A 24,823-nucleotide genomic window follows, 5' to 3' on the forward strand; every position below is an offset into this window, starting at 1 on the left:
ATGAATCCCTTACAATTCCGCTCCTGTCTGCCCGCTGGGCGGCAGGACGTAGCAAAACCATCCAAGCACTACTCAAGAAAAACTACAGAATCGAGAGACCTACCATGTACGCAGTTGTAGTCACCGGCGGTAAGCAATACCGCGTGATGCAGGGCGAAACGCTCCGCGTCGAATTGCTCGAAGCCGAAGCCGGCAGCGAGATCAAGTTGGACAATGTGTTGATGCTCGGCGATGCCGACGGTATCAAGATTGGCGATGCCATCAAGAATGCCGCTGTCACCGCTACCGTGGTTGGCCACGGCCGCGCCGACAAGGTGCGCATCGTCAAGTTCCGTCGCCGCAAGCATCACCGCAAGCAGATGGGTCACCGTCAGCATTACACCGAAATTCAGATCACCGGCATCAACGCCTGATCGTCAGCCTGGAGGATTCAAGCAATGGCACATAAAAAGGCAGGCGGCAGTACCCGTAACGGCCGCGATTCCAACCCGAAGTACCTGGGCGTGAAGATGTATGGCGGCCAGGCGATTGAAGCCGGCAACATCATCGTGCGTCAGCGTGGCACCCAGTTCCACCCGGGCACCGGCGTGGGCCTCGGTCGCGATCACACCCTGTTCGCGCTGGTCGATGGCAAGGTGGAGTTCACCACCAAGGGCCCGAACAAGCGTCGCACGGTCAACATCGTCGCCGCGCAATAATTGGTGGTGGCGTGTTGCGAAGAGCCCCGCTTCGGCGGGGCTTTTCGTTTCTACGACGCGCGGCTCCGCAGGCGGGCGTCTGACAACTTTGCTTTAATGACAGCAAGATACTGAAAGCTCCGGCCCAGGCGGGAGTGGTGAGAAGGCAGGCATGAAACTCGTAGACGAAGCAGAAATCATGGTGACCGCCGGCAATGGCGGCAACGGCTGCATTGCGTTTCGGCGCGAGAAATTCATTCCGCTGGGCGGCCCCAATGGCGGCGATGGCGGTGCTGGCGGCGATGTCTGGCTGCTGGCTGACGAAAATCTCAATACCTTGGTGGATTTTCGTCACGAAACCCGCTTCAAGGCCCAGCGCGGTGAAAACGGCATGGGTAGCCAGATGTATGGCAAGGCCGGCGAGGACAAGACCATCACGGTGCCGGTGGGCACGGTGGTGCACAACGTCGATACCGATGAAATCATCGGTGACCTGACCACGCACGGTCAGCGCCTGCTGGTGGCCAAGGGCGGCGTGGGCGGACTGGGCAATATGCATTTCAAGAGCTCGGTCAACCGCACCCCGCGCAAGGCGACATCGGGTACCGAGGGCGAGAGCCGCGTGCTGCGGCTGGAATTGAAGCTGCTGGCCGACGTGGGCCTGTTGGGTTTTCCCAATGCCGGCAAAAGCACGTTCATCCGTGCGGTGTCGGCGGCCACGCCCAAAGTGGCGGACTACCCGTTCACCACCCTGTACCCGAATTTGGGCGTGGTCAGTGTGGAAGTGGGGCGCAGTTTCGTGATTGCCGATATTCCCGGCCTGATCGAAGGCGCGGCCGATGGCGCGGGGCTGGGTAGCCTGTTCCTGCGCCATGTGCAGCGCACCCGCCTGCTGCTGCATTTGGTGGATATCGCGCCGATGGAAGGCGGTATCGAAGCCTCCCCGGCCGAACAGGTGCGCGCAATTGAAAACGAGCTGCGCAAATACGACCCGGCGATGCTGGAAAAACCACGTTGGCTGGTGCTGAACAAGGCCGACTTGATGTTCGAAGACGAAGCCAAAGCCGCTGCTGAAGCGATTGTGGCCGAGTTGGGCTGGACCGAGCCGTGGTACCTGGTTTCAGCGCTGGGCCGTGAAGGCACCCGCCCGATCATGCTGGCGGTGCAGACCTTCTTTGACCGGTTGCGTGAAGACGCGCTGGAAGCGGCGGCAGCTTCGGCGCCTTGAACGGGGCTTGCGGTACAAGCAACCCCCAAACAAAAACCCGGCTTGCGCCGGGTTTTCGACCGAATCCAACGGGCCCGGAATCAGGCGGTTTTAAGCGCCTTGATGCGGGCGGTCAGGCGCGACTTGTGACGGGCGGCCTTGTTCTTGTGGATCAGGCCACGTGCAGCGAAACGATCCAGCAGCGGCTGGGCGGTGGCGAATGCTTCGGTGGCGGCGGTAGCGTCATTGGCGTCCAGCGCCTTGATGACTTTCTTGACGGCAGTGCGCAGCTGCGAGCGCTGGGCAACGTTACGTTCGTTGCGCACCACGGTCTGCTTGGCGCGCTTTTTGGCGGACTTGATATTGGCCACTGGAAATCCTGAAGTGTCTGGGGTGTCGGCGGGATGCGTCCGCTGGCACAATAGCCGGCGAACGATGGATTCGGGAAGACTAAGAATTATGGCGGATTCAATGGCTTGGGTCAACAAACCTCCAAAGCAAGCCCCGCGACTGCGCGCCCGGCGGGCTGCGCAAGCGTGAGCAAACCAGTACAGGCCGGCGGCGGCAAGCCGCGCAGCATGGCCCGCGGGGTGCTTTCGTTTGGCGGCATGACCCTGCTCAGCCGAGTGTTCGGGCTGGTGCGTGATCAGGTGTTCAACACTACCTTTGGCACCAATTGGATGACCGATGCATTCTGGGTGGCGTTTCGCATTCCCAATTTCATGCGTCGCTTGTTTGCCGAAGGTTCATTTTCCACCGCCTTCGTGCCGGTATTCACCGAAATCAAGGAAAAGCGCGGCCACGCCGAACTGCGCGAGTTGATGGCGCGCACCGCCGGCACCTTGGGCGGCATCTTGCTGCTGGTGACCGCGCTGGGGATGATCTTTGCGCCGCAATTGGCCGCCGGGTTTACCCAAGCCGATCCGGCGCCGGGCCAAAACCAGTTGATTACCGATCTGCTGCGGCTGACCTTTCCATTTTTGCTGTTTGTTTCGCTGACAGCATTGGCGGCCGGTGCGCTGAATAGTTTCCAGCGGTTCGGCTGGCCGGCGTTTACCCCCATCATCCTCAACCTGTGCATGATCGCCGGTGCGCTGTGGGGCTCGAAATTCACCACCCCGCCGATCATGGCGATGGGCTGGGCCATTCTGGCCGCGGGCGTGCTGCAACTGTTGTTTCAGTTGCCGCAATTGGCGCAATTGGATTTGTTGGTACTGCCGCGCTGGGGCTGGCATCACCCGGATATTCGCCGGGTGGTGACCTTGATGGTGCCCACGCTGTTGGGCTCGTCGGTGGCGCAGGTCAACCTGCTGTTTGACACATTCATCGCGGCGATGCTGGTGCACGGCTCGCAGAGTTGGCTATCCACCGCCGACCGCTTTCTGGAGTTTCCGCTGGGCGTGTTCGGCATTGCATTGGGCACGGTGATTTTGCCCACGCTGTCGCGCCATCACGTCAATACCGACCGTATCGGGTTTTCGAAATCATTGGACTGGGGGCTGCGCACGACCATGATCATCATCCTGCCGGCCATGCTGGGCTTGATGCTGCTGTCGCTGCCGCTGGTGTCCACCATTTTTCAATATGGCAAATTCACCGCCGAAGCGGCACGCATGACCGCCTTGTCGGTGTTCGGTTTGAGCTTTGGCTTGCCTGCATTTGCATTGGTCAAAACTGTGTTGCCGGCGTTCTATGCACGGCAAGACACCAAAACCCCGGTGCGCGCCGGGTTGGTGGCGATGGTGGCGAATATGGTGTTCAACGTGGGCATGTTGGCACTGCTGTATCAGCTGTGGGTGCCCGCATCGGCCAAGACGGGCGGGGTGATGGAGACCTTGGCCAATGTGCCGGGCCTGCATTTTGCACTGGGCGTGGCCAGCGCGCTGTCGAGCTATCTCAATTTGCTGCTGCTGTGGCGCTGGCTGCGCAAGGCCGACGTGTTCGATTTGCAGCCGGGCTGGTCAAGTTTCTTGCTGCGCACGCTGCTGGCCAATGCGGCAATGGCGGCGGCGGTGCTGTATGGCTTGCATCTGGCACCGGACTTCACCGAAGTCGGCAAATGGCAGCGGTTGGGCTGGCTGGCATTGTTGGTGGGTGGTGGCGCGGCCACGTATGGCGCGGCGATGCTGGCGCTGGGCTTCCGCCCGCGTGATTTCCGCGAGCACTGAGGTGCTTGCGGGGCCGCCCCGGATGCTGCACCGCAGCTATACTTGGCGATACTCATGAACCACCTCTTCCGCGACACCACCGGGCCGGCGCTTTGCCCACAAGGATGCGTGGTCTGCATCGGTGCTTTCGATGGCCTGCACCTGGGGCATCGTGCGCTGGTGGGCCACGCGGTGGCGCGTGCGCGGGTGTTGGGTGTGCCGGCAGTGGGGCTCAGCTTCGAACCCTTGCCGCGTGAGTTCTTCGCTGCCGCGCAACTGCCACCGCGCTTGATGCTGCCACGTGCCAAGGCCGAGGGCCTGCGCGCACTGGGCTGCGATGGCGTGGGTCTGTTGCGCTTCAATGCAGCGATGACGCAAATGCCTGCGGAGGAGTTTGTGCGCACGGTGCTGGTGGCGCGCTTGGACGCACGCGAAGTGTGGGTGGGCCCTGGCTTTCGCTTTGGGCATGCACGCGGCGGCGATCTGGCACTGCTGCAAACCATGGGCGCGGCCTTGGGCTTTAGCGCACAGGCGATTGAACCGGTACTTGCAGATGGCGAGCGCGTGTCCAGCACGCGCATCCGCAGTGCCTTGCAGGGGGGCGACTTCGCGCAGGCCACGCGCCTGTTGGGGCGGCCGTATGCCATTGGCGGACATGTGGTGCGTGGACGGCAATTGGGCCGCACCTTGGGGTTTCCTACCGCCAATTTACGCTTTCGCGGCAAGACTCCGGCGCTGCACGGGATCTATGCCACGAGGGTGCATGGCGTGACGGACACGCCGTGGCCTTCGGTGTCGAGTTTTGGCACGCGGCCCACCGTGGATGGCGTGGAGCCATTGCTGGAAGCGCACCTGTTTGATTTTTCTGGCGATCTGTATGGTCGTCGCATCGACGTTGAATTCGTGGCGCATTTGCGCGACGAAGAAAAATTCCCCGGCTTGCCCGCACTCGTCACCCAGATGCGTCTGGATGAAGCACGTGCACGGGCTATCCTTCTTACGAACGCATCGACCCAACAGGCATCCGCGTGAGCGAACAGAGCGAAAACCCCTACAAGTCCACCATCCTGCTGCCGGACACCGCATTCCCGATGCGTGGCGATTTGCCCAAGCGCGAGCCAGACACCTTGGCGCGCTGGGAAGCGGAAGGCCTGTACACGCAAATTCGCAGCGCCGCCAAAGGCCGCCCGCAATTCGTGCTGCATGACGGCCCGCCGTATGCCAATGGCGCGATCCACCTGGGCCACGCGGTCAACAAGATCCTGAAAGACATCATCGTCAAATCGAAGACCTTGGCCGGTTTCGATGCACCGTACATCCCCGGCTGGGATTGTCACGGGCTGCCGATCGAAATCGCCATCGAAAAGAAATTCGGCAAGGTTGGCGTCAAGCTCGATGCCACCGAGTTCCGGCAGAAGTGCCGTGAATACGCGACCGCGCAGATCGACGTGCAGCGCAAGGACTTCAAGCGTCTTGGCGTATTGGGTGACTGGGACAACCCGTACCGCACTCTCGACTTCAAATTCGAGGCCGATGAAATCCGCGCGCTGGCCAAGGTGGTGGATAACGGCCATCTGCTGCGCGGGGTGAAGCCGGTGTACTGGTGCTTCGACTGCGGCAGCGCACTGGCCGAAGCCGAGATCGAATATCAGGACAAGACATCGCCGGCGGTGGACGTGGCCTACAGCGCGCGCAACCCGCAGCAAGTCAGCCGCGCGTTTGGCAGCGAATTGCCGGAAGGTGTGGAGGTGGCGATCCCGATTTGGACCACCACGCCGTGGACGCTGCCGGCCTCGCTGGCGATCTCGTTGGGGCCGGAGCTGGAATACAGCCTCGTGGAAGGCCCGGCCAAGGCCGACGGCACGCCGCGCTGGCTGGTGCTGGCGAGCGCGTTGGTGGAAAAAGCTTTGGCGCGTTATGGCGTGAACGACGAGGCAGTGCACGGCCGCGCGCTGGGTGAGAAGCTTGAAGGCCTGCTGTTTGCGCATCCGTTCTACGCCGAGCGCGATATCCCCGTGCTGGTGGGCGATCACGTCAGTGCCGAAGACGGTACCGGCGCGGTGCATACCGCCCCCGGCCACGGCCAAGAAGACTTCGTGGTGGGGCAAAAATACGGCTTGATCGAAAAGTACACGGCAGCGCAGCTCAATCCGGTCGATGGGCGCGGCGTGTATCTGCCGTCCACACCGAACGCCGGCGATGTGGACCTGACCCAGTTGCATGTGTGGAAAGCCAACGACGCGATTGTCGAGGTGCTGCGTGACAACGGCACGCTGCTGGCTTTCAGCAAGATCACCCACAGCTATCCGCATTGCTGGCGGCACAAGACGCCGATTGCGTTCCGTGCCACCCCGCAGTGGTTTATTTCGATGGAGCAAGCCGGCCTGCGCCGCGATGCCTTGGCCGCGATTGAAACGGTCAAGTGGTACCCGGAGTGGGGACAGGCGCGCATCGCCGGCATGGTGGATGGGCGTCCGGACTGGACGATCTCGCGCCAGCGCACCTGGGGCGTGCCGATTGCCCTGTTCGTGCATCGCGAAACCGGCGACATCCACCCGCGCACGGTCACGCTGATGCACGAGGTGGCCGCCAAGGTGGAGCAGGGTGGTATCGATGTCTGGTATTCACTGGACACTTCCGAGTTGCTGGGCGACGAAGCCAAGGACTACGACAAGATCACCGACATTCTGGATGTCTGGTTCGACTCCGGTGTCACCCACGAATGCGTGGTGGCCGCGCGCGGTTTGGGCAAGCCGGCGGATTTGTATTTGGAAGGCTCCGATCAGCATCGTGGCTGGTTCCAGAGTTCGCTGCTGACCGGTGTGGCGATGGACAAGGCTGCGCCGTATCGGCAATGCCTGACCCACGGCTTCACCGTCGATGAACACGGGCGCAAGATGTCCAAATCACTGGGCAACGGGATCGAGCCGCAGGACATCATGAACAAGCTGGGCGCGGACATCCTGCGCCTGTGGATTGCCAGCACCGACTACAGCAACGAGATGTCGCTGTCGCAGGAAATCCTCAAGCGCAATGCCGACGCCTACCGCCGCATTCGCAATACCGCACGCTTCTTGCTGGGCAATCTGTCCGGCTTCGATCCGGCGCAGCATCTGGTTGCAGCGCAAGACATGGTGGCACTGGATCGCTGGATCGTGCATCGTGCCTGGCAGGTGCAGCAAACCATCGAGGCGGCGTACGCCAATTACGATTTCGCCCTGGTGGTGCAAACGCTGATGAATTTCTGCAGCGTCGATTTGGGCTCGCTGTATCTGGACGTCACCAAGGATCGTCTGTACACGATGCCGGAAAACGCAGCCGGCCGACGCAGCGCGCAGAGCGCGATGTATCTGATTGCGGAAAGCTTCACCCGCTGGATTGCGCCGATCCTGAGCTTCACCGCCGACGAGTTGTGGGGCCATTTGCCTGGCCAGCGTGAAGGCAATGTGCTGCTGGCCACATGGTTCACCGGGCTGACCGCGCTGCCGGAAGACGCACCGCTGGCAGCCAAGGATTTCGAAGGCCTGCTGGACCTGCGCGAACATGTCACCAAGGCGTTGGAGCCACTGCGTGCCGAGGGCAAGATCGGTGCGGCGCTGGAGGCAGACATCGAACTGCATTGCAGCGTGGCCGATCAGAATTGGCTCTCGCCCTTGGTCGATGAGCTGCGCTTCCTGCTGATCAGTGGCGATGTGACACTGGTGCCGGATGCCGATGCCAAGACGATTGCGGTTTCCGTGCAGCCAACGCAGAAGCACAAATGCGTGCGCTGCTGGCATCATCGCGAAGACGTTGGCACACACGCCACGCATCCGCTGTTGTGTGGCCGCTGCGTGAGCAATGTGGACGGTGCTGGCGAAGTGCGGAAGTGGTTCTGATGAACAGACTTCGCCCCAATGCACTTCCCTGGCTGGCGGTCTCGATGCTGGTTCTGGGCCTCGACCAATGGTCGAAGTGGTGGGTGCTGGCCAACTTGCCCGAATACACCGCAGTACCGGTGATCGATGGTTTCTGGAACTGGTACCGCACCTACAACACCGGTGCGGCGTTCAGTTTTCTGGCCGATGCCGGTGGTTGGCAGACATATTTTTTCGTAGTGTTGGCGTTTGCCATCAGTGGCTTGATGGCGTGGATGCTGGCGCGCACGCCACGCAGTGACTGGAAGCAGGCGCTGCCGCTGTCGCTGGTGATCGGCGGCGCGCTGGGCAATGTCATCGACCGCTTCGCGCATGGGCACGTGGTGGATTTCATACAGTGGTATGTGGGCACGCATTACTGGCCAGCATTCAACATCGCCGATTGCGCGGTAGTGGGGGGCGCGATCGGCATGGCGCTGTTTGGCGTGCTGGGCGGCAAACCCGCATCGAAGCAAGGATAATCACGCTATGGCCGTCATGCTTGCCAACCCTCGCGGCTTTTGCGCCGGCGTGGATCGCGCGATTGAAATCGTCAAACGGACGCTGGAGATTTACGGCGCGCCGATCTATGTGCGGCATGAAGTGGTGCACAACAAATTCGTGGTTGATGATCTGAAAGCACGCGGTGCGGTGTTCGTGGAAGAGCTCGATGAAGTGCCTGACGGCGCCACCGTGATTTTCAGCGCACATGGCGTCTCGCAAGCGGTACGCGCCGAAGCCGGTCGGCGCGGTTTGAAGGTGTTCGACGCCACCTGCCCACTGGTGACCAAGGTGCATTTGGAAGTCAGTCGTACCCATCGGCGTGGCCGCGACATGGTGCTGATTGGCCATGCCGGGCACCCGGAAGTGGAAGGCACGATGGGCCAGTGGGGGCGCGGCGGCAACGATGGCCAGATCCATCTGGTGGAAGACAGTGACGACGTAGCCACGTTGCAACTCAAGCAACCCGACAACTGCGCCTACACCACGCAAACCACCCTCAGCGTGGACGATACCCGCGACATCATCGCTGCGCTGCGGGCGAAGTTTCCGAATATTCAAGGCCCCAAGCACGACGACATCTGCTACGCCACCCAGAACCGCCAGGACGCGGTGCGCGATCTGGTGCGCAATGGCTGTGAGGTGGTGTTGGTGGTGGGCTCCCCCAATTCGTCCAACTCCAATCGATTGCGTGAGCTGGCCGAGCGCGAGGGTGCACGTGCATGGCTGATCGACGGAGCCGACGAAATCGACCCGGCGTGGGTAGCAGGCGGCGTACGCATCGGTGTAACGGCAGGCGCATCCGCCCCGGAAGTCCTGGTGCAGGGCGTGCTGGCCCGCCTGCATGCGTTAGGCGCGGCCAATGTGCAAGAACTGCACGGCGAGCCCGAGAGCATGGTGTTTGCCCTGCCCAAGGAACTGCGTGTGTTGGCAGACTGAGCCGGCAGCCGGTATCATAGCCAGCTGCGCCGAAGTAGCTCAGTCGGTAGAGCAACTGATTCGTAATCAGTAGGTCGGAGGTTCGATTCCTCTCTTCGGCACCAATTTAGTTTCCTCAGACTTGCCGTAATATCGATGAAACCGCGCTACGGCGCGGTTTTTCATGTAGCGACCAGTCGCCACGCAGGGCAGATCGTTGACGCACAGTGGCCAGTAATACCTGCATGATGACCGGGTGCTTCAAACAAAAACGCCCAACTGAGAACAGTTGGGCGTTGTGTATTGGTGGTGGAGTTTAACAGAAAACCAAACCCACATATCAGTAGGCTCTCAGCCCCGGTCGGAAGCCTTGAGACCTTCGCGCGATTCCGGGGAAGGATTTCGCGCAACCGCACATGCCCATGATTGTAAGTTCAGAGAGGCAGATTGGCACTCGCAGTTGCCACGACTGCCGGGGAATCTCGGGGCCGCAACTTGGCTTTCCTCTCGTTTGTCGCCGTAATGCCCGGCACGAACGACGAAAGGAAATGCCATGCAAACCGAACCCGCCTTCACCGAAACGGAGCTTGCACATCGGTGGAACGTCAGCATCAAGACCCTACAACGCTGGCGCAGCGAAGAACGCGGCCCGCCGTATATCAAGCTCTCAAAGGCTGTCCGCTATCCAGTGGATGAGATCGTCACCTATGAGCAGGCGATCCGCCAGGGCATGTCCAACGAAGCGCCGTTGCCATCTTTATGCGACGCGCAGCCCGTTGTCGAATCTCCCGCGCCCGCCGCCCCCGAACCAAAGCGGTACTACTTGAGCGAGGCCTTCGCACTCATCGCGCAGTACGGCAGTCTTGAAGCGGCCGAGGCCGCGCTGACGGAGGCGCGCGATGAAGCCCAAGGTTGATGCCAACAAGCAGGGCGTTGCGCCCAGCCCGGATGAGCCAGTCATCACGTATCCGGTCCTCGATGAAAACCAGTTGTCCTCGAGGTGGAATCTCTCACCCAAGACGCTGCAAAAGTGGCGCTCGGAAGGAATCGGCCCGCCCGCCTGGCACCTCAACAGATCTATCCGTTACCTTCTGATGGAGGTCGAGGCCTTCGAGCGCAAGGCTCGGGTCACTTGGAAATCCCCAACCGGACGCCCGTTGTCCGAATCGTCACCCACAGCACGCGAAGACGCCATCGAGCAGATGATGCTGAAGCGGCCGGAGCGCCGTGACCGGGTTTTCTACTCCGCCAAAGATGTAGTCGACATCACTGGCTTGCCCGGTTACTGGATTCACCAGAATCAGGAACGCCTGCGGCTCGGCATTCCTTTCTACCGGATCGCAAACGGTGACGTCATCCGCTTCAGCATCGAGGAACTCTTCCTCTGGGAGATGCATCACCTGCGCCCATGCCGGTACCCGGCAAAAGGGAATGCTGATGCCCCGTAGTTGGGACGGGGCGTGGCGAAGTGTGTTGCCCTAAGTTCCGATATTTCGTTGATTAGTTGAAATTGGAGAACAAATGGAACACACTCCATCAATGCTCTCCGAGACCCACACCCAGCGCATCCTTGATCTGGCCAGCCGGAGAGGGCTGCTACGTGCCAGCGACTTGGACGCCATCGGCTCGCCCCGGGTCATCCTGACGCGCATGACTGCAGCAGGACTGCTGGAACGGGTCGGGCGTGGTCTTTACCGTCTGCCAGGCGCACAGGTGACGGAATTTGAGAGTCTTGCCCTTGTCGCCACCAGGGTGCCACAAGCCGTGTTCTGCCTGCTCACCGCACTCCAGTTTCACGGGCTGACCACCCAACTACCGCGTCAAGTCTGGATCGCCATGCCACGCGGCAGCCACTCACCCCGGATCGACTATCCGCCGATCCGGATGGTTCAGATGGCCGGTAGCGCTCATCTGGCAGGCGTCGAGGAGCACTTGTGCAACGGGGTGAAGGCGCGGATCTACAGCCCGGCCAAGTCCGTGGTCGATTGCTTCAAACATCGCAACAAGATCGGTCTGGATGTGGCGCTGGAGGCCTTGAAAGACGCCTGGAGGACGCGCAAGGCGTCTGCCGATGATCTGTGGCGCTACGCTCAGGATTGCCGCGTCGCCGCCGTGATGCGCCCCTACATGGAAGCAGTTGCCCACGACTGACACCACGGCCGCCGAGACGGGCGGGCTTCTCTTTGGTTTAAAAATTTTGTAGGATTGCGGTTGTTTTAAACCCAACTCAAGGAGGCGTCATGATTGCAGATCGCATTCGTCAAGCACGATTGGCGGCAGGTCTGACCCTGGGTGCGTTGGGCGAACAGGTGGGTGTTTCTCACACCGCCATCCAGAAGTACGAGAAGGGTCTGCTGACGCCTTCGTCGACTCAGCTGCTCAAGCTGGCCCGCGCCTGCGGCATTCGGACCGAATACTTCTTTCGTACGCATACGGTTGAACTGCTGCAGCCCGAGTTCCGCAAGCTCTCGACCTTTGGCAAGACGGCGCAGGATGCGCTGAAGATCAAGGTCGTCGAGTTGGTGGAGAAGCGCGTGGAGTTGCTCGGCGCATTTCCCGAACTGCCGTTCCCGGCTTTTGCGCCGCCCGCGAATCTGCCCGAGCACATCACCTCGCTGGATGAGATCGATGCGTTCTCGGATTCGGTCCGCAACGCTTGGCAGTTGGGGCTGAATCCGATTGCTGACCTCACCGACACCCTCGAAGGCCTTGGCTTGCTGGTCATCGTGGTCGATGAAGAGAACCCGGGCTTCTCTGGCTTGACGGCCAAGGCACAGACCGAAGATGGCCGGGAGTACCCGGTCGTGGCTGTTTCCAAACGCTGGCCCGGTGATCGGCAACGGTTCACCCTGGCGCATGAGCTGGGGCACCTGCTGCTCGAAGGGCGACTGGCTGACGGCATCAACGAGGAGAAAGCCTGCGACCGGTTCGCCGGTGCCTTCCTGGCTCCGCGTGTCGCGGTGTTGCAGTTGCTTGGGGCACAACGCCATGCGCTGGAATGGCAAGAGCTGTATGTGCTTAAGCACGAGTTCGGTCTGTCGATGACCGGATGGCTGCAGCGCGCCAAACAGTGTGGCGTGATCACCGAGGCGGCTCATCTCTCCATGTTCAAGCGGTTTTCGGCCAAGGGCTGGCGCAAGACTGAGCCTGGCCAGCCACTGCCGCAAGAGCATCCACGACTGTTTGATCAATTGGTGTACCGCGCCTTGGCCGAGCAATACATTTCCGAAGGCAAGGCGGCGGAATTGCTGGGCATCCCGATGATGCGCTTCCACAAAGAACGCCAGCTGGAGTCATCGGATGCGGTTGCTCATCAGTGATGCGAACATCTTGATCGATATGGAAGCGGGAGCGTTGATGGAGACGCTCTTCCAGCTTCCGATGCAGTTCGGTATCCCTGATCTGCTGTACTACGAAGAAATTGAACCGGGCAGCCCTGGCCTTGAAGACCTGGGCTTGCAGGTCATGGAGGTCAACGGCGATTTCGTGGCGTATGCCGAGCAGTTGCCAGGCCAGCACAACCATCTGCTTCCCGCGAAAAACGGTCCCAAGCCCAGTCACAACGACTACTTGGCACTGGCGCTTGCAAAGCAAGAGACTTGCACTTTGCTGACCGGCGACGCCAATTTGCGGATTGTTGCCAACAAGGAGCAGGTCAACGTCATGGGCACCATCGGGCTGCTGTGCGCCATGATCGAGAACCAGCTGCTGTCAGTCGACGACGCCTTCAAGGCACTTGACCGAATGAAGTCTGGCAAGCGACGGCTGCCCTGGCCGGAAGCCGAAAAAGTACTGAACGCGCTGCGCTGATCAGGTTCTGCCATCGGCAGTCAACCACTGCGGGCCAGTGGCTTTAGGCCAATGCCCGCTGCAACGTGCTCCATGCGGTAGCCCAGTCGATCCGCTCCTGCTCCAAGCGAACGTTTTGCCCCCAGCGCTGCTGCTTGAGATCCCGATAGAGTTGCTGCTCTTGCTCCGTCAGAAGCGTCAGTTCCGTTGATGGATGCTGCGCCGACTCATCCACCCACAGCGCTTTGTGTTGCAGCAAGGTGTCTTCGTCCATGAGCACGGATTGCAACTCTGGAATGTATGAACGGGCTCGATGCAGGATGGCAAATCCATGGGTGTCCAAATCACCCCAGTAAATGCACTTTGCGCGGGCAAGCCATGGGAAACGGGCCAACACGTCGACGTTATAGCCAAGGCGCATGAACACGACAGCGCCCGGCATGTCGGACATTGCCAGTCCCGTTTGAAGGTTCTCGACAATAAACACATGTGAGACCGGCAAATTGAGACCTGCCAGATCTTCCACGGGTGCAGTGATGTCACCCACGCCGCCGACCCTGGCTCGCAATGCCTGATCCAGCACCCGCATTCGCACAAGGAGTGGAGGTGCCTTCAGTCCGCAGCGCTGGTAGAAGTCCAGGTCGCTGGAGGAGTCCTCATGTATTGCGGCCACCAGATCCGTCAGCAGCCCTTTGCGCCCATCAAGCCATTTGCTATCCAGCCCGGACACCGGCAGCTGGCGGGGGTAGAGGTCGGATTGTGGATGGTTCGCGATCCAATCCAGCATCTCTGCAAGCCGACGAAAATCGGCATCGCCGTAGTCCGCCAGGACATCAAAGTACCTTGGCAACGGCTGCGCCAGTACCGGCCAGCGAGCGGTGAGTGTCCGGTAGCGAGATTGAGCACGCTCCCATCGCGCGGACTCACCAATCCACATGGCAACATCCTCTGGGCCGCCCAACGCTAGCTTCTCCGGTAGTCGCTGAACGCCAAGCGCTTTCCACCTGCGCTCACACCAGGACAAGGAGCCGACTCCTTGCCAACCTTGCCATGCGCTCACCCAAGCACGAACGCCGTCGACCTGCCTTAGCGCAGCCTGTTCCGTCGGTATGCCGAGCGGAACTTCCAGCGGCCATTGATCCTCGCCCGCATCACCAATCAACCACTCGCGGTGCTTGCTTTGAAAGCGACGGGCAAGGAACTGCCGAACATCGTCAGGAAGCTTCAACGCCAGCCTCCTCTCGTGCGTGCTCTGGCAGCTTCAACCGCTGACGATCACCGTCGTACTCGATCAGCAGAACGCCTGACACGCGTCGGTCGCTGATATCCACGAAGCAGGCGCCACCGATGAATGGCTCAAGGGTCATGACGGACTTCAATGGCGTAGCGACCACCATCTGGAATCCGAAATTGGTAAAGATGTTCATCGCCAAAGCAGTGAACTCGTTATCCGCCTTGTCGAAGGCTTCATCCAGCACGACGGGCGCATACATCGGCACGCCGTGGTCGTTCCCGCCCAGTTGATATCGCAGGGCTGCGGCCAAGCACGTAGTGGCCAGTTTCTGTCGTTGGCCGCCGGACTTGCCTGCTCCGCTGCGGTAGATCTCGACCTCGACACCGCTTTCGTCGATTTCCCGTCCGATGAACTCAACATGCTGTCGAACATCGAGCACAGTCTCACGCCAACGTTTCTGCTCGGGGTCCTGACTGGCGAGTCGATCAACAAGTCGTCGCAAGGCCAGAAACCGTGCCTCGGCAAACTCGCGATCCTCCGTCCATGCATGACTCAGCGCCTGCTGGATCTCCTGCTTGAACTCCTTGACGTCGACAAGCTGCCGGTCACTGGCGTCGATGTGGAGATAGGTGCGTTGATTGGCACTCTGGTTGAAGGGCACCTGGCCAAGACTGTCGTTGACCAGATCCATCCGTTCCAGGATCGCCTTACGCGCATCGTTCAGGTAGGTGGAAAGCGCCGCCAGATTCTGGTGACTTTGGTTCTGTAGCAGTTCAAAGAATCGCTGCTCATAGGCGGGCAGTCCATCCGTCTCCAGCCGAACCAGTTTGGCGAAGAAATCTGGCGCGCTGGCAAGGCTCGTGTCCATGTCGCCCGCGTCCATCGGCCATTGCCTTTTGAAATCAGCGAAGCGTGCTTCTATTTCCTTCTCGCAGGCACCAATCCCACGGTTGACCTCTTCGATCTCCGCATTGAGTGCGCGTTCTACGGTCGTTGTCACCTTGTCGAGGTTGTCGAGCCGGACTGCATCTGACTGCTTGGCGAAGCGCTCGTCGAGACCCGACACCTGATGGGGCGTCAATGGAACGATAGACGCGTCCTGCAAGAGGGATTCCAGTTTCTGGGTGCTGGTCTTGATCTGGTCAAGAATCGAGTCGTGCGCGCGTGTTGCCTGGCGAAGCTCCTTGTCAGCATCCTCGACGAGCTTCTTTTGTTCACCGATCTGCTCGCTGATTTGCAGCAGGGTGGTATTTCCCTCCCGCGCTTCGCGGATCTGCCGTTCAATGCTGGAGATGCGATCCAGCAATGGGAGCACATCTATTTCCTGCCACTGGAGATTCACCAGAGTCTGGCACTGCATCGCTCGGGCCGCACGATTCTTGTCCTGGTCGGAGAGCTTGTCGATCTCCCCGCCGAGGCGCGAAATGGTGTCAGCCAGCTCCTGAGCCTGAGCTTGAAAGAGCCCGAGCTTCTCGCGGTTATCGAATCCGAGCACCCAGTTTCGCCGGTCGCCGACACTTCTGCGGTCGTCTTTCTCGTGCCGGGTTTTGCTGTGCTTGACCTGACCCTCGCGGGTGATGGCGCGATCAGCACTCCTGAACGACTGAATGGAATCGACGCACGCGTAATCGAAGCGTTGCCGTAGCTCGGCCTGGAGCCAATCGGCATACGCCCCCTCCTTGACGTTCAGCTTGAGGACAAGCGAGTTGCCACCAATGGGCTTGGCCTGCCAGGTCTCCGGGCGGCCAGTCCGGTAATAAACCAGGCGCTGGCCGAGGTGGGTGGTGTTGATGTGGTTGGCTAGCGCTGAATACTGGCGCTCGTCTACCAGGAGTGAGAGCGCGAATCCATGCAGTACGCGCTCAATGGCCCCCTGCCATTCGGCCTCGTCAGGCTTCACCTCGACGAGTTCGCCAACAAAGGGAAGTGCCGACTCCGAGATGCCGATGGCGGCGGCGATGTCTCTACGCATTTCCAGCATGTCCGCCGGAATGTTCGATGGTTGGCGCTGAAGTGCCTGCACTTCTTTCAGTGCTTGCGAAAACGCGGTCTCGGCATCTTTCTTTTCTCGGTCCAGGCGGAACTGCTCGGCCCGGCTATCGTTACTGCGCTGTTCCCAATTTTCGACTTCCTGCCGCGCGTTGCCCAACAGTTCTGCGAAGGCTTGAGGCGAATCAGGAAGGCTCCAGCCCAGCTTCTTGCACGCATCTTCGGCCTGACCGCGTTTGCGCAGGCGATCCGTGCGCTGGCCCTCCAGCCCCGATTTCTCGGCTTCCCATTGCTCGATCTGATCACCGCCTGCTTCACGGTGCTGCCGCTCCAGATCGCGCAGGATTGCGGCGTGGTTATCCAGCTTGCTTTGACGTCGCCCCACTTCACCTTCTGAACCGTTGGCTTGCACCCCCAGGGATGCCACGTGCTCTTTGAGGAGCTCAATACGGCGAGTCTCACGGTAGCCATCAACCCCCAACCGAAGCTCATCCAAGCCATTGCGCTGCAGCATCAGCGAGTCCCTGCGCAGGTGCTGGTCCCGCGCTGGCGCGAGCGTTTGAACCTGCTCGCGGGCCGTGACGACTGCCTGGTGGGCCGCATTGAGCTCTCCAAACTCGGTGACCAAGCGATCCGCCACCTCGAAGGTCTCGGGCTTGTCGAGCATGAAGTCGCGCAGGAAGGTATTGAGGTCGCCGAGGTTTTTAGCCGACTGGGTTTTGTGCAGCAAACGCAGCGCCATTTCGCTCTCGATGCCGAGCAGACGGCAGAACCGTTCGCAATAGGGACGAAATTCGTCGCGGGCGAATGCCTCCGGGAAGGACTGCTTGAGCTTACGGATGTCGAAGTTGGATTGGCCGAAGTCCTCCAGCTCGCGCAGGTCAAAGGCCCGCTCCATGACAAGGTAGTGGCGTTTGACGTCGGTGCTGCCGTTCGCATTGCCCCGCAGCCAGAACACCTGAACCAACACCACAGACTGGCCCAAGGCGTTCTGGTAGCTCAGTGCCAAGGCTGACCACGTTGTCCCCGAGCGCAGGTAGCGCGTTGCGATCTCACCCGACTCCCCATCCTTCTGTTCTGCCCACGCACCACGTATGTAGGTGACGAGGTTCCGGTCTCGGCCACTGCGGTCTGCCTCGCGCGCAGCCGCATTGAAATCGATCCAGCGAGGTGGCGTCAGCAACGCCGAAAATGCATCGAGCAGCGTCGACTTCCCAGCGCCGGATCGACCCACAAACAGAAAGCCTCGCTCGCTGATCGGCACGTCGTGCAGGCCGGAGAAAGTACCCCAGTTGTAAACCTGCAGGCGGGTCATCCGGAACTGCTCGCGGGCAAACAAGGAGGCGGTTTGGGGTTCCGGGATCATTGGTCAGCCTCCTCATCAGCTTCAGTCTGAACCAGCTGCGCTGGCGTTTCTCCGGCCGCCATGCGCTGATACAGGTGCGTCAGCGCTTGTATTTCCTCTGCCGAGAAGAGGAGCTTCAGCGTCGGCGAAATCTCGAAGCGATCCTCACTCGAGCGAATTTTCTGAAGAATGCTGTGCTTCTTGATCTTCTCGATGGAGGCATGAACCCGTTTCACGAACCCTGCACGGTCGGTGTTGGCGGCGCGCTCATAGAGGGAGAGAAACTCCGTGATCTCGTCTGTCGACACCACGGCACGGTCGCCCTGCGAGTCCGCCTGGGTCAATCGCTGGCGAAGGTGGAGCAGCAGAATGGAGTCAATGAACGTCAGCTGGGCACGACGCAACAGGAGAGGCACCTCAAGGTCGCCGGTATCTGCCTGGCGCGTGAAAGCCACTTGTACGTCTCGGTCGATAACCAGTTCGAGAAACAGCTCGGCAAGACGCCGACGGATCACCGCTTCGTCTCGTACCAAGATCGGCCAGAGTTTTGGATGCCGACGTCCGTCGAGCGATGGCCCTGCCAGCAGCTGCACCAGGGCGCGCCGGGTATCCAGTGGCAACTCGCCGCTGTCGCCCAGGAACAGGGTGTTGGCGGGTGCCTGAGCAGCATCTGGAGCCTGTGCTTCGGCTGGCACTGCCGATTCGTCGCTGATGGACCCATTTTCAGACCAGTTCATTGGCCCGCTCCCTCAAAAAGAAGATCTTTGGAATTCGGGCGCTACGACGCTCGTCGTCGCCTCCAACCCAGCCTACGGTTTCACTGTGGTCGGCCTTGAACCCATGCCGACTACCCAACGCCAGCAGGCCGACGACGCTGCCCAGCCCCTGTGCAGCAGGGAACTGCTCCAGCACGTCGGCAATTGATGCCTGGGAGCGTTGCTCCAGGACTGCCAGCACGTTGGCCTTCAGGGTTCGGAAGTCGATCTCGGACTGTGCGACCAGTTCGCTCACAGACTCTAGATCGATGGGCGGCGCATCCCCTGCTGCCATCTGACCGGGCAATGCTTGTAGGGATGGGTCGTGCAGAACCCATTGAGACAAGGAGCGCAACCGACTGCTCGTGAGTTCCAGCGTGTACTGGAGGGTTTCTGTGGCCCTGACTTCATCCTTCAGGGCCAGTGCTGCGCGCTGGGCGTCTTTCAACAGGTGATTGAGTCGGCGTTGCTCGAGGTATTCACGACTCTGGACGAAGTACTTCAGGCTGCGCGCGAAGGTCTGGAGCACCTCGTGAACCATGCCGCCCTGCTCAAGAAGGGTGCGCGTCAGCCGCAGAAGGAATCGTCGCTCCTTGGCTTCGAGCTGCCCCACGAACTCCCGCGACATGACGTTATCGAGCGCCTGGTCGAGCGTGGCCGCCTGTTCTGGGTCCGTCAGCAATCGCCAGAAAGCGGAGAAAGTCCTTCCGGCGTCGCTCTCTGAAATCAGGTCGATTCCGGCAAACAGCGAATCCAGCACATCTCCACGATTGCCATCGTTGTCCATGATGCGTTCACGCAGATCGCGATTCAGCTGGTCGAACTGATCTCGAACACGGCGGAAATCACCTGCCAGATCATCGGCCAGCGTGATGATCTCCCGCGTGCGCTCGAGTGCCGTCGTATGGGGCAGCACGCGCATCTGCCCCTTCTGGATAGCGTCAATCTCCTTGTCGATGCGGGCTTGCTCGGCCATGAGCCGGTCGATGCGGCGGAACTTGTCGGTGTCTGTGTCCTCGGCAAGTCGGGCCAAGGCCTCGATGACGAGCGTCAGGCGGCTTTCGGTCGCGGCTGAGTGCGGCTGTGCCAGTCCAGAGACAAACCGAATGGCTTCGACGGCCGCCGTGGAGAGTTCATATTCCTCTTCTGAAGCCCCAGCCGGGAAGCGTCGCTCGAGGAACCCATCGGCGAGCCAGCTGGCGACATACGCCTGTGCCGTTTGGGGAAAGTCTTCGCCTTGGGCGCGCAGCTCTTCCAGATCCCTTGCGATGCGTTCGTGAAAAATGGAGGCAGGGAGGCTTCGCTCGCCCTCATACAGATGGGACTGAAGCAGGCCAATGACGGTAGGCCCGGTAGTCGAGGCAAGCAGACGCCACAGCGGCTGCGCCCGCATGCGCCGGTAGGTCGCGATGGCTTTGTCTGCTTTCACTCCCATGCTCCAAAGTGCGGGCATCACCCGTCATGTGGTAATCACAATGCAACGCATACAAGAATCAAAAACATTGCATTGCCACATTCTAGAGCAGCTTATATACTTACCGCAATAACCCGCACAAGTATTCGTTAACCCGATAGAGCACTCAGGAATGCCCAAAGACCAACTTGCAGAACTGACCCAGCCTCAGCGCGATCGGCTCGCGTTCATTGAGCTGCGTGTGCGCTTCGTGGGGGAGATCCGTAGGCAGGACTTGGTTGGGCGGTTTGGCATCCAGTCCGCAGCGGCAACCCGGGATTTGGCACTCTATAAGGAGTTGTCTCCGGGCAATATCGACTATGACCCCAAAGGCAAGGCCTACGTCCTGGGGCCGGACTTTCGCCCCATCTTCGACTTTCCTCCGGAGCGGGTCCTGTCTTGGCTGACGCAGGGCTTTGGCGACGGCGAGCCGATGCGGCTCAAGGCGTGGGTGGCCAGCGAGAGTCCGTCGCGGCTCACGTATCCGGATCTGGATGTGCTGGCGAGCGTGACCCGGGCAATTCACCAGGAGTGTCCGCTCGGCATCGAGTACCACTCCATCTCCAGCGGCCGCACGGAGCGGGAGATCGTGCCGTTTGCTCTGATCGACAACGGCCTGCGCTGGCACGTCCGCGCCTTCGACCGGAAGTCCCAGGAGTTCCGCGATTTCGTCATTACCCGGATCAAGTGCCCAGTGGTGCTCAAGGACCATCCCGTCGCCCCGCACGAAACAAGCAATCAAGACATCCAGTGGACGCGCATCGTCGAACTGGAGCTTGTCCCGCATCCAGACCAGCCCCGGCCGGAAATCACCGAGATGGACTACAGCATGGATGGTGGTGTGCTGCGCATGAAACTGCGCGCCGCTACAGCCGGGTACATCTTGCGTCAGTGGAGCGTCGACTGCTCGCCAGACCACAGCCTGCGCGGCCACGAATACCGACTCTGGCTGAGAGATCATCTGGCGCTCTACGGCGTAAAAAACGCAGTGCTGGCCCCGGGTTACCGATCGCCTGACTCGCAAAACATCATGGGCAAGGCCGACTGATGCGCCACGCCACGCCACGACAGAACAACCAAATTTGACTGGATTTCCTACATGCCCTTAACCCTGCCACAGCTAGAACGCCACCTCTTCAAAGCCGCCGACATCCTGCGCGGCAAGATGGATGCCTCCGAATTCAAGGAATACATCTTCGGGATGCTGTTCCTCAAGCGCTGCTCCGACGTGTTCGACCAGCACCGCGAAAAGATCATCCAGGAGGAAATGGCGGCAGGTTTGACTGAAGCCGAGGCCATCGAGAGTGCCGATCAAAAAGACTGGTACATGGAAGAAGGCTCGTTTTGGGTGCCGCCGCAGTCACGGTACGAATACCTGCTGAACGATGCACACCAAAACGTCGGTGATTTTCTGAACAAGGCGCTGGCCGGACTGGAAACCGGCAACACCAGCCTCTACGACGTGCTCGAACACATCAACTTCACCCGCAAGGTCGGACAGAGCAAGATCCCCGACATCAAACTGCGACAGTTGATCACCCATTTCAGCCTGCACCGCCTGCGCAATGAGGATTTCGAGTTCCCCGATTTGCTGGGTGCCGCCTATGAATTCTTGATCGGTGACTTTGCAGACTCCGCCGGCAAAAAAGGTGGCGAGTTCTACACGCCGCGCACAGTCGTGAGCATGATGGTGCGCCTGATCAAGCCCGAGTTGCACCATCACATCTACGATCCCTGCTGTGGCTCCGGCGGCATGCTGATCGCGGCAAAGGAATACATCGACGAGCAAGGTCAAGAAGGCCGCAAGGCCAACCTGTACGGGCAAGAGGCCAACGGCACCGTGTGGTCCATCGCCAAGATGAACATGCTGCTGCATGGCATCAGTACTGCCGACTTGCACAACGAAGACACGCTGGCCAAGCCGCAGCACGTCAAGGGCGGCGAGCTGCGCCGCTTTGACCGCATCCTCACCAATCCACCGTTTTCCATCCCCTGGGGCACCACCGACAAAGACCAGAGCGGTCAGTCCACCTGGGCCCCCGAGTTCCGTTCCGAGCGCTTCAGCTACGGCGAAGTGCCACTCGGTGCCAAGAAGGCGGACTTGATGTTCCTGCAGCACATGGTGGCGGTTTTGGCCGATGGCGGGCAGATAGCAACCGTCATGCCCCACGGCGTGCTGTTCCGGGGTGGCGAAGAAAAGACCATCCGCGCGGGCATGATCGAAAACGATCTGTTGGAAGCCGTCATCGGCGTCGCCCCCAACCTGTTCTACGGCACGGGCATCCCCGCGTGCATCCTGGTGCTGCGCCAACGGGTGCAGAACGGTGCAGAGCGAGTCAGCGGCAAGCCGAAGGATCGCCAAGGCAAAGTGCTGTTCATCAATGCCGACCGCGAATACTTCGAGGGCCGGGCGCAAAACTTTCTGATGCCGGAGCACATCGAAAAGATCGTCACCACCTTTGAGGCCTTCAAGGAAGAGCCGGGCTTTTCGGCCATCGTGGACAACGCCACGCTCAAGGCCAACGGCTACAACCTCAACATCCGCCGTTATGCCGACAACGCCCCGCTGCCCGAGCCGCACGACGTGCGCGCTCATCTCCTAGGTGGCATTCCGAAGGCCGAGGTGGCGCACCCAGCGAAGAAGGCCCTGTTCGATGCACACGGCCTGAACCCGACGGACTTCTTCGTCGAGCGTGACGCCACCTATTACGACTTCAAACCCACATTCACAGCGAAGATCGAGCTCAAACCGGCCATCGAGTCCAACGCCGGGCTGCAGGCCAAGGAAGCCGACATCCGCGCAGCTTTCGAGGCTTGGTGGGCTGCCCACAGCCAGCGCATTACCGATTTGGCAGGAGCACAAAGTTTTGTAGCGCTGCGCAACGAGCTGCTGGCCAGCTTCAGCACCTCGCTGGAGCAGATTGGCCTGCTTGATCCATTCCAGGTGCGTGGCATCGTGGCCGGATTCTGGAACCAGTCCAAGTACGACTTCCTCACCCTGATGGCACGAGGATCGCACGGCGTGGTCGATGCTTGGCGCACCAGCATCGTCACTGCGCTGGAAGACAAGGCCAAGAAAGAAAGCCCGCTGGAACACAAGCTGGTCAAGTTCCTCATGGGCAGCTTTGTGGCCGAACTGGAAGAACTGGAGTCCAAAAAGCTGGAGCTGGAAGCGCAGATCAAGGCAGCCAACCCGGAAAAAGGTGACGATGGCGATGAGGCTGCCGAAGCGGAAGAAGCGGACGAAGACAACGCCGTGGATGAGGCGCAGCTCAAAGCCTGGAAGAAGGAACTGACCGCACTGAAGAAACTGATCAAGGCCAGAAATGACAGCCTGACCCAAGAGCTGGACAAGGCGGTAAGCCAACTCGACGAACAATCGGCGCGCAGCCTGTTGCTCACCATCCTGCACGACGACATGAAGCGCATCGTCGAGCGATACATCACGAACCAACGTCAGCAAATCGTTTCGGCGTTTGAGAACTGGTGGGACAAGTACAAGGTCACGCTCACTGAGATCGAGCACGACCGCGATCAGGCGGCCAAACAGTTGCAGGCATTTTTGAAGGGGCTGAAATATGTCTGAGCCCGTCAACACCGCTCCGCGTCATCAGTACGAGGCATTTCTACGTCAACTGCCAGCCGATTGGGATCACCAAGAAATCACGCAGCTTGGTGCTGTCGTTGGGGGAGGCACGCCGTCGCGTGAGGTGCCATCGTTCTGGCGAGGCCCAATTCCCTGGGTCACGCCTGGCGAAGTCAGCGGCGAGGCCAGTAAGCTGCTTCACGATACGCAGGAGCACATCAGCCCGTCAGGCTTGGCCGGGAGTGGCGCGAATCTATTGCCAGCCGGGTCGCTGCTGGTGACGACACGAGCAACGCTGGGAGCCCGTGTGATCAATGCAGTGCCAATGGCGACCAATCAGGGTTTCAAGTCGATCGTCTTCAAGAAGCCAGAGGAAGCCAGCTACTACTACCACCTATTTGAGAAGGTGAAGCCTGAGCTGGTGCGTCGCGCGTCCGGGACCACCTTCTTGGAAATCTCAGGAGCAGAGTTTGGCTCGATCCAGTTGCCCAGCCCCTCGCCCGAGGAGAAGCTGAAGATCGCTGAGTTGCTGGACACTCTCGACACAGCCATCCATCAAACCGAGGCCATCGTCGACAAGCTGAAGCAGGTGAAGCAGGGCTTGTTGCATGACCTGCTGACGCGCGGTGTAGATGCCAATGGTGAACTGCGTCCATCCCGCACAGAAGCACCAGAGCTCTACCAGTCATCACCCATGGGATGGATACCCAAGGCATGGTCACTGGAGTCAGTAGGTCTCGAGTTTGAGATTCAGCTTGGGAAAATGCTTGATGCCGAGAAGAACCTTGGCGTTTACAAAACCTACATCGGTAACAAAGCGGTGCAATGGGGGGGTATCGATATGGGCGCGGCACAGTTCGTGAAGATGACACGTTCTGACCTCGTGCGCTTTCGCCTTGCAAAGGGTGATCTACTTGTTTGCGAAGGCGGGGAGGTTGGACGCGCTGCCATTTGGGACGAGCCGATTGACGAGTGCTACTACCAAAAGGCGCTGCACCGGCTTCGTCCTCTGCGCGGCTATAGCCCCCATTTAATGTTGGCCTTCCTCAGATACTGGACGAGTCGTGACATGTTGGCTGACTACGTTTCACAAACAAGCATTGCTCACCTGACTCAAGAAAAATTTGCTTCGGTGCCGTTGCCGGTTCCGGAACGCGATGAGCAGTTGGCAATAGCTGCTAGGTTGATGGCTCAGGACGCCAAAGCAAAATTCGAGGATCAAAAACTGTCGAAGATGCGCGAAATGAAGTCCGGCTTGATGGACGACCTTCTCACCGGCCGCGTCCGGGTCACGCCGTTGCTGGCGCAATAAGAAAAGGGCCGGAA

General features: G+C 60.2%; 21 protein-coding genes and 1 tRNA gene. 17 read left to right on the forward strand and 5 right to left on the reverse strand.

Features of this window, described 5'->3' with window-relative positions; all coding sequences use genetic code 11:
* The first annotated feature begins 104 nt into the window (after positions 1-104).
* The 3 genes from rplU to obgE all read left to right on the forward strand — a co-directional run bounded on the left by rplU (position 105) and on the right by obgE (position 1,905).
* Positions 105-413 (forward strand): 50S ribosomal protein L21, encoded by a 309-nt coding sequence (gene rplU, locus K7B09_RS07925; protein WP_223628623.1) that lies wholly within the window; start codon positions 105-107, stop codon positions 411-413.
* Between the two features lie 24 nt (positions 414-437).
* A complete protein-coding gene (rpmA, locus tag K7B09_RS07930; protein ID WP_223628626.1) occupies positions 438-698 on the forward strand; it encodes a 50S ribosomal protein L27 in 261 nt (86 codons plus the stop codon).
* 151 nt (positions 699-849) lie between these two features.
* Positions 850-1,905, forward strand: coding sequence for a GTPase ObgE (obgE, locus tag K7B09_RS07935; protein ID WP_223628629.1), 1,056 nt, complete (start codon positions 850-852; stop codon positions 1,903-1,905).
* Positions 1,906-1,985: 80 nt separating this feature from the next.
* Here the strand turns inward: obgE and rpsT are convergent, their stop codons facing one another.
* Positions 1,986-2,255, reverse strand: coding sequence for a 30S ribosomal protein S20 (gene rpsT, locus K7B09_RS07940; RefSeq protein ID WP_223628633.1), 270 nt, complete (start codon positions 2,253-2,255; stop codon positions 1,986-1,988).
* A gap of 207 nt (positions 2,256-2,462) precedes the next feature.
* Here rpsT and murJ point away from each other — a divergent pair, with 207 nt between their 5' ends.
* The 11 genes from murJ (at position 2,463) to K7B09_RS07995 (ending at position 13,156) form a co-directional block, all read left to right on the forward strand.
* A complete protein-coding gene (gene murJ / locus K7B09_RS07945; protein ID WP_223628785.1) occupies positions 2,463-4,052 on the forward strand; it encodes a murein biosynthesis integral membrane protein MurJ in 1,590 nt (529 codons plus the stop codon).
* A gap of 54 nt (positions 4,053-4,106) precedes the next feature.
* Positions 4,107-5,063, forward strand: coding sequence for a bifunctional riboflavin kinase/FAD synthetase (locus tag K7B09_RS07950; protein WP_223628635.1), 957 nt, complete (start codon positions 4,107-4,109; stop codon positions 5,061-5,063).
* 59 nt (positions 5,064-5,122) lie between these two features.
* On the forward strand, positions 5,123-7,909 hold the full coding sequence (ileS, locus tag K7B09_RS07955; protein ID WP_223628787.1) for an isoleucine--tRNA ligase: 2,787 nt from the start codon (positions 5,123-5,125) through the stop codon (positions 7,907-7,909).
* The gene (gene lspA / locus K7B09_RS07960) at positions 7,909-8,409 is read left to right on the forward strand and encodes a signal peptidase II (RefSeq protein WP_223628636.1); all 501 of its coding nucleotides are present in this window, start codon (positions 7,909-7,911) and stop codon (positions 8,407-8,409) included. The genes ileS and lspA overlap by 1 nt, the downstream gene beginning before the upstream one ends.
* A 7-nt stretch (positions 8,410-8,416) precedes the next feature.
* The gene (ispH, locus tag K7B09_RS07965) at positions 8,417-9,367 is read left to right on the forward strand and encodes a 4-hydroxy-3-methylbut-2-enyl diphosphate reductase (RefSeq protein ID WP_223628637.1); all 951 of its coding nucleotides are present in this window, start codon (positions 8,417-8,419) and stop codon (positions 9,365-9,367) included.
* Between the two features lie 28 nt (positions 9,368-9,395).
* A tRNA-Thr gene (locus K7B09_RS07970) sits at positions 9,396-9,471 on the forward strand.
* Between the two features lie 428 nt (positions 9,472-9,899).
* Positions 9,900-10,262, forward strand: coding sequence for a helix-turn-helix transcriptional regulator (locus tag K7B09_RS07975; protein WP_223628639.1), 363 nt, complete (start codon positions 9,900-9,902; stop codon positions 10,260-10,262).
* Complete coding sequence (locus K7B09_RS07980) at positions 10,246-10,794, forward strand: helix-turn-helix domain-containing protein (RefSeq protein WP_223628642.1); 549 nt, start codon at positions 10,246-10,248, stop codon at positions 10,792-10,794. Before K7B09_RS07975 ends, K7B09_RS07980 begins: the two co-directional genes overlap by 17 nt.
* Before the next feature lie 91 nt (positions 10,795-10,885).
* The gene (locus K7B09_RS07985; protein WP_223628648.1) at positions 10,886-11,497 is read left to right on the forward strand and encodes a type IV toxin-antitoxin system AbiEi family antitoxin domain-containing protein; all 612 of its coding nucleotides are present in this window, start codon (positions 10,886-10,888) and stop codon (positions 11,495-11,497) included.
* Positions 11,498-11,586: 89 nt separating this feature from the next.
* Positions 11,587-12,666 carry a helix-turn-helix domain-containing protein gene (locus K7B09_RS07990; protein ID WP_223628655.1) on the forward strand — a complete coding sequence of 360 codons (1,080 nt, stop codon included), beginning with the start codon at positions 11,587-11,589 and terminating at the stop codon, positions 12,664-12,666.
* Positions 12,647-13,156 (forward strand): PIN domain-containing protein, encoded by a 510-nt coding sequence (locus tag K7B09_RS07995; RefSeq protein ID WP_123237538.1) that lies wholly within the window; start codon positions 12,647-12,649, stop codon positions 13,154-13,156. Before K7B09_RS07990 ends, K7B09_RS07995 begins: the two co-directional genes overlap by 20 nt.
* Before the next feature lie 43 nt (positions 13,157-13,199).
* Here the strand turns inward: K7B09_RS07995 and K7B09_RS08000 are convergent, their stop codons facing one another.
* The 4 genes from K7B09_RS08000 to K7B09_RS08015 are packed head-to-tail and all read right to left on the reverse strand — an operon-like array spanning position 13,200 to position 19,887.
* Complete coding sequence (locus K7B09_RS08000) at positions 13,200-14,363, reverse strand: Wadjet anti-phage system protein JetD domain-containing protein (RefSeq protein WP_223628660.1); 1,164 nt, start codon at positions 14,361-14,363, stop codon at positions 13,200-13,202.
* The gene (locus K7B09_RS08005; RefSeq protein WP_223628663.1) at positions 14,350-17,724 is read right to left on the reverse strand and encodes an ATP-binding protein; all 3,375 of its coding nucleotides are present in this window, start codon (positions 17,722-17,724) and stop codon (positions 14,350-14,352) included. The genes K7B09_RS08000 and K7B09_RS08005 overlap by 14 nt, the downstream gene beginning before the upstream one ends.
* Positions 17,721-18,440 carry a DUF4194 domain-containing protein gene (locus K7B09_RS08010; protein WP_223628666.1) on the reverse strand — a complete coding sequence of 240 codons (720 nt, stop codon included), beginning with the start codon at positions 18,438-18,440 and terminating at the stop codon, positions 17,721-17,723. Before K7B09_RS08010 ends, K7B09_RS08005 begins: the two co-directional genes overlap by 4 nt.
* A complete protein-coding gene (locus K7B09_RS08015; RefSeq protein ID WP_425507848.1) occupies positions 18,427-19,887 on the reverse strand; it encodes a DUF3375 domain-containing protein in 1,461 nt (486 codons plus the stop codon). Before K7B09_RS08015 ends, K7B09_RS08010 begins: the two co-directional genes overlap by 14 nt.
* 157 nt (positions 19,888-20,044) lie before the next feature.
* Between K7B09_RS08015 and K7B09_RS08020 the strand changes: the two genes are divergently transcribed.
* The 3 genes from K7B09_RS08020 to K7B09_RS08030 are packed head-to-tail and all read left to right on the forward strand — an operon-like array spanning position 20,045 to position 24,809.
* Positions 20,045-20,959 carry a helix-turn-helix transcriptional regulator gene (locus K7B09_RS08020; protein ID WP_223628669.1) on the forward strand — a complete coding sequence of 305 codons (915 nt, stop codon included), beginning with the start codon at positions 20,045-20,047 and terminating at the stop codon, positions 20,957-20,959.
* A gap of 51 nt (positions 20,960-21,010) precedes the next feature.
* Entirely contained in the window at positions 21,011-23,497 is a 2,487-nt protein-coding gene (locus tag K7B09_RS08025) for a type I restriction-modification system subunit M (RefSeq protein WP_223628672.1), read from the forward strand.
* Positions 23,490-24,809, forward strand: coding sequence for a restriction endonuclease subunit S (locus K7B09_RS08030; RefSeq protein WP_223628676.1), 1,320 nt, complete (start codon positions 23,490-23,492; stop codon positions 24,807-24,809). The genes K7B09_RS08025 and K7B09_RS08030 overlap by 8 nt, the downstream gene beginning before the upstream one ends.
* The last annotated feature ends 14 nt before the right edge of the window (positions 24,810-24,823 follow it).

Source organism: Thermomonas beijingensis (assembly GCF_020034655.1).
GTDB lineage: Bacteria > Pseudomonadota > Gammaproteobacteria > Xanthomonadales > Xanthomonadaceae > Thermomonas > Thermomonas beijingensis.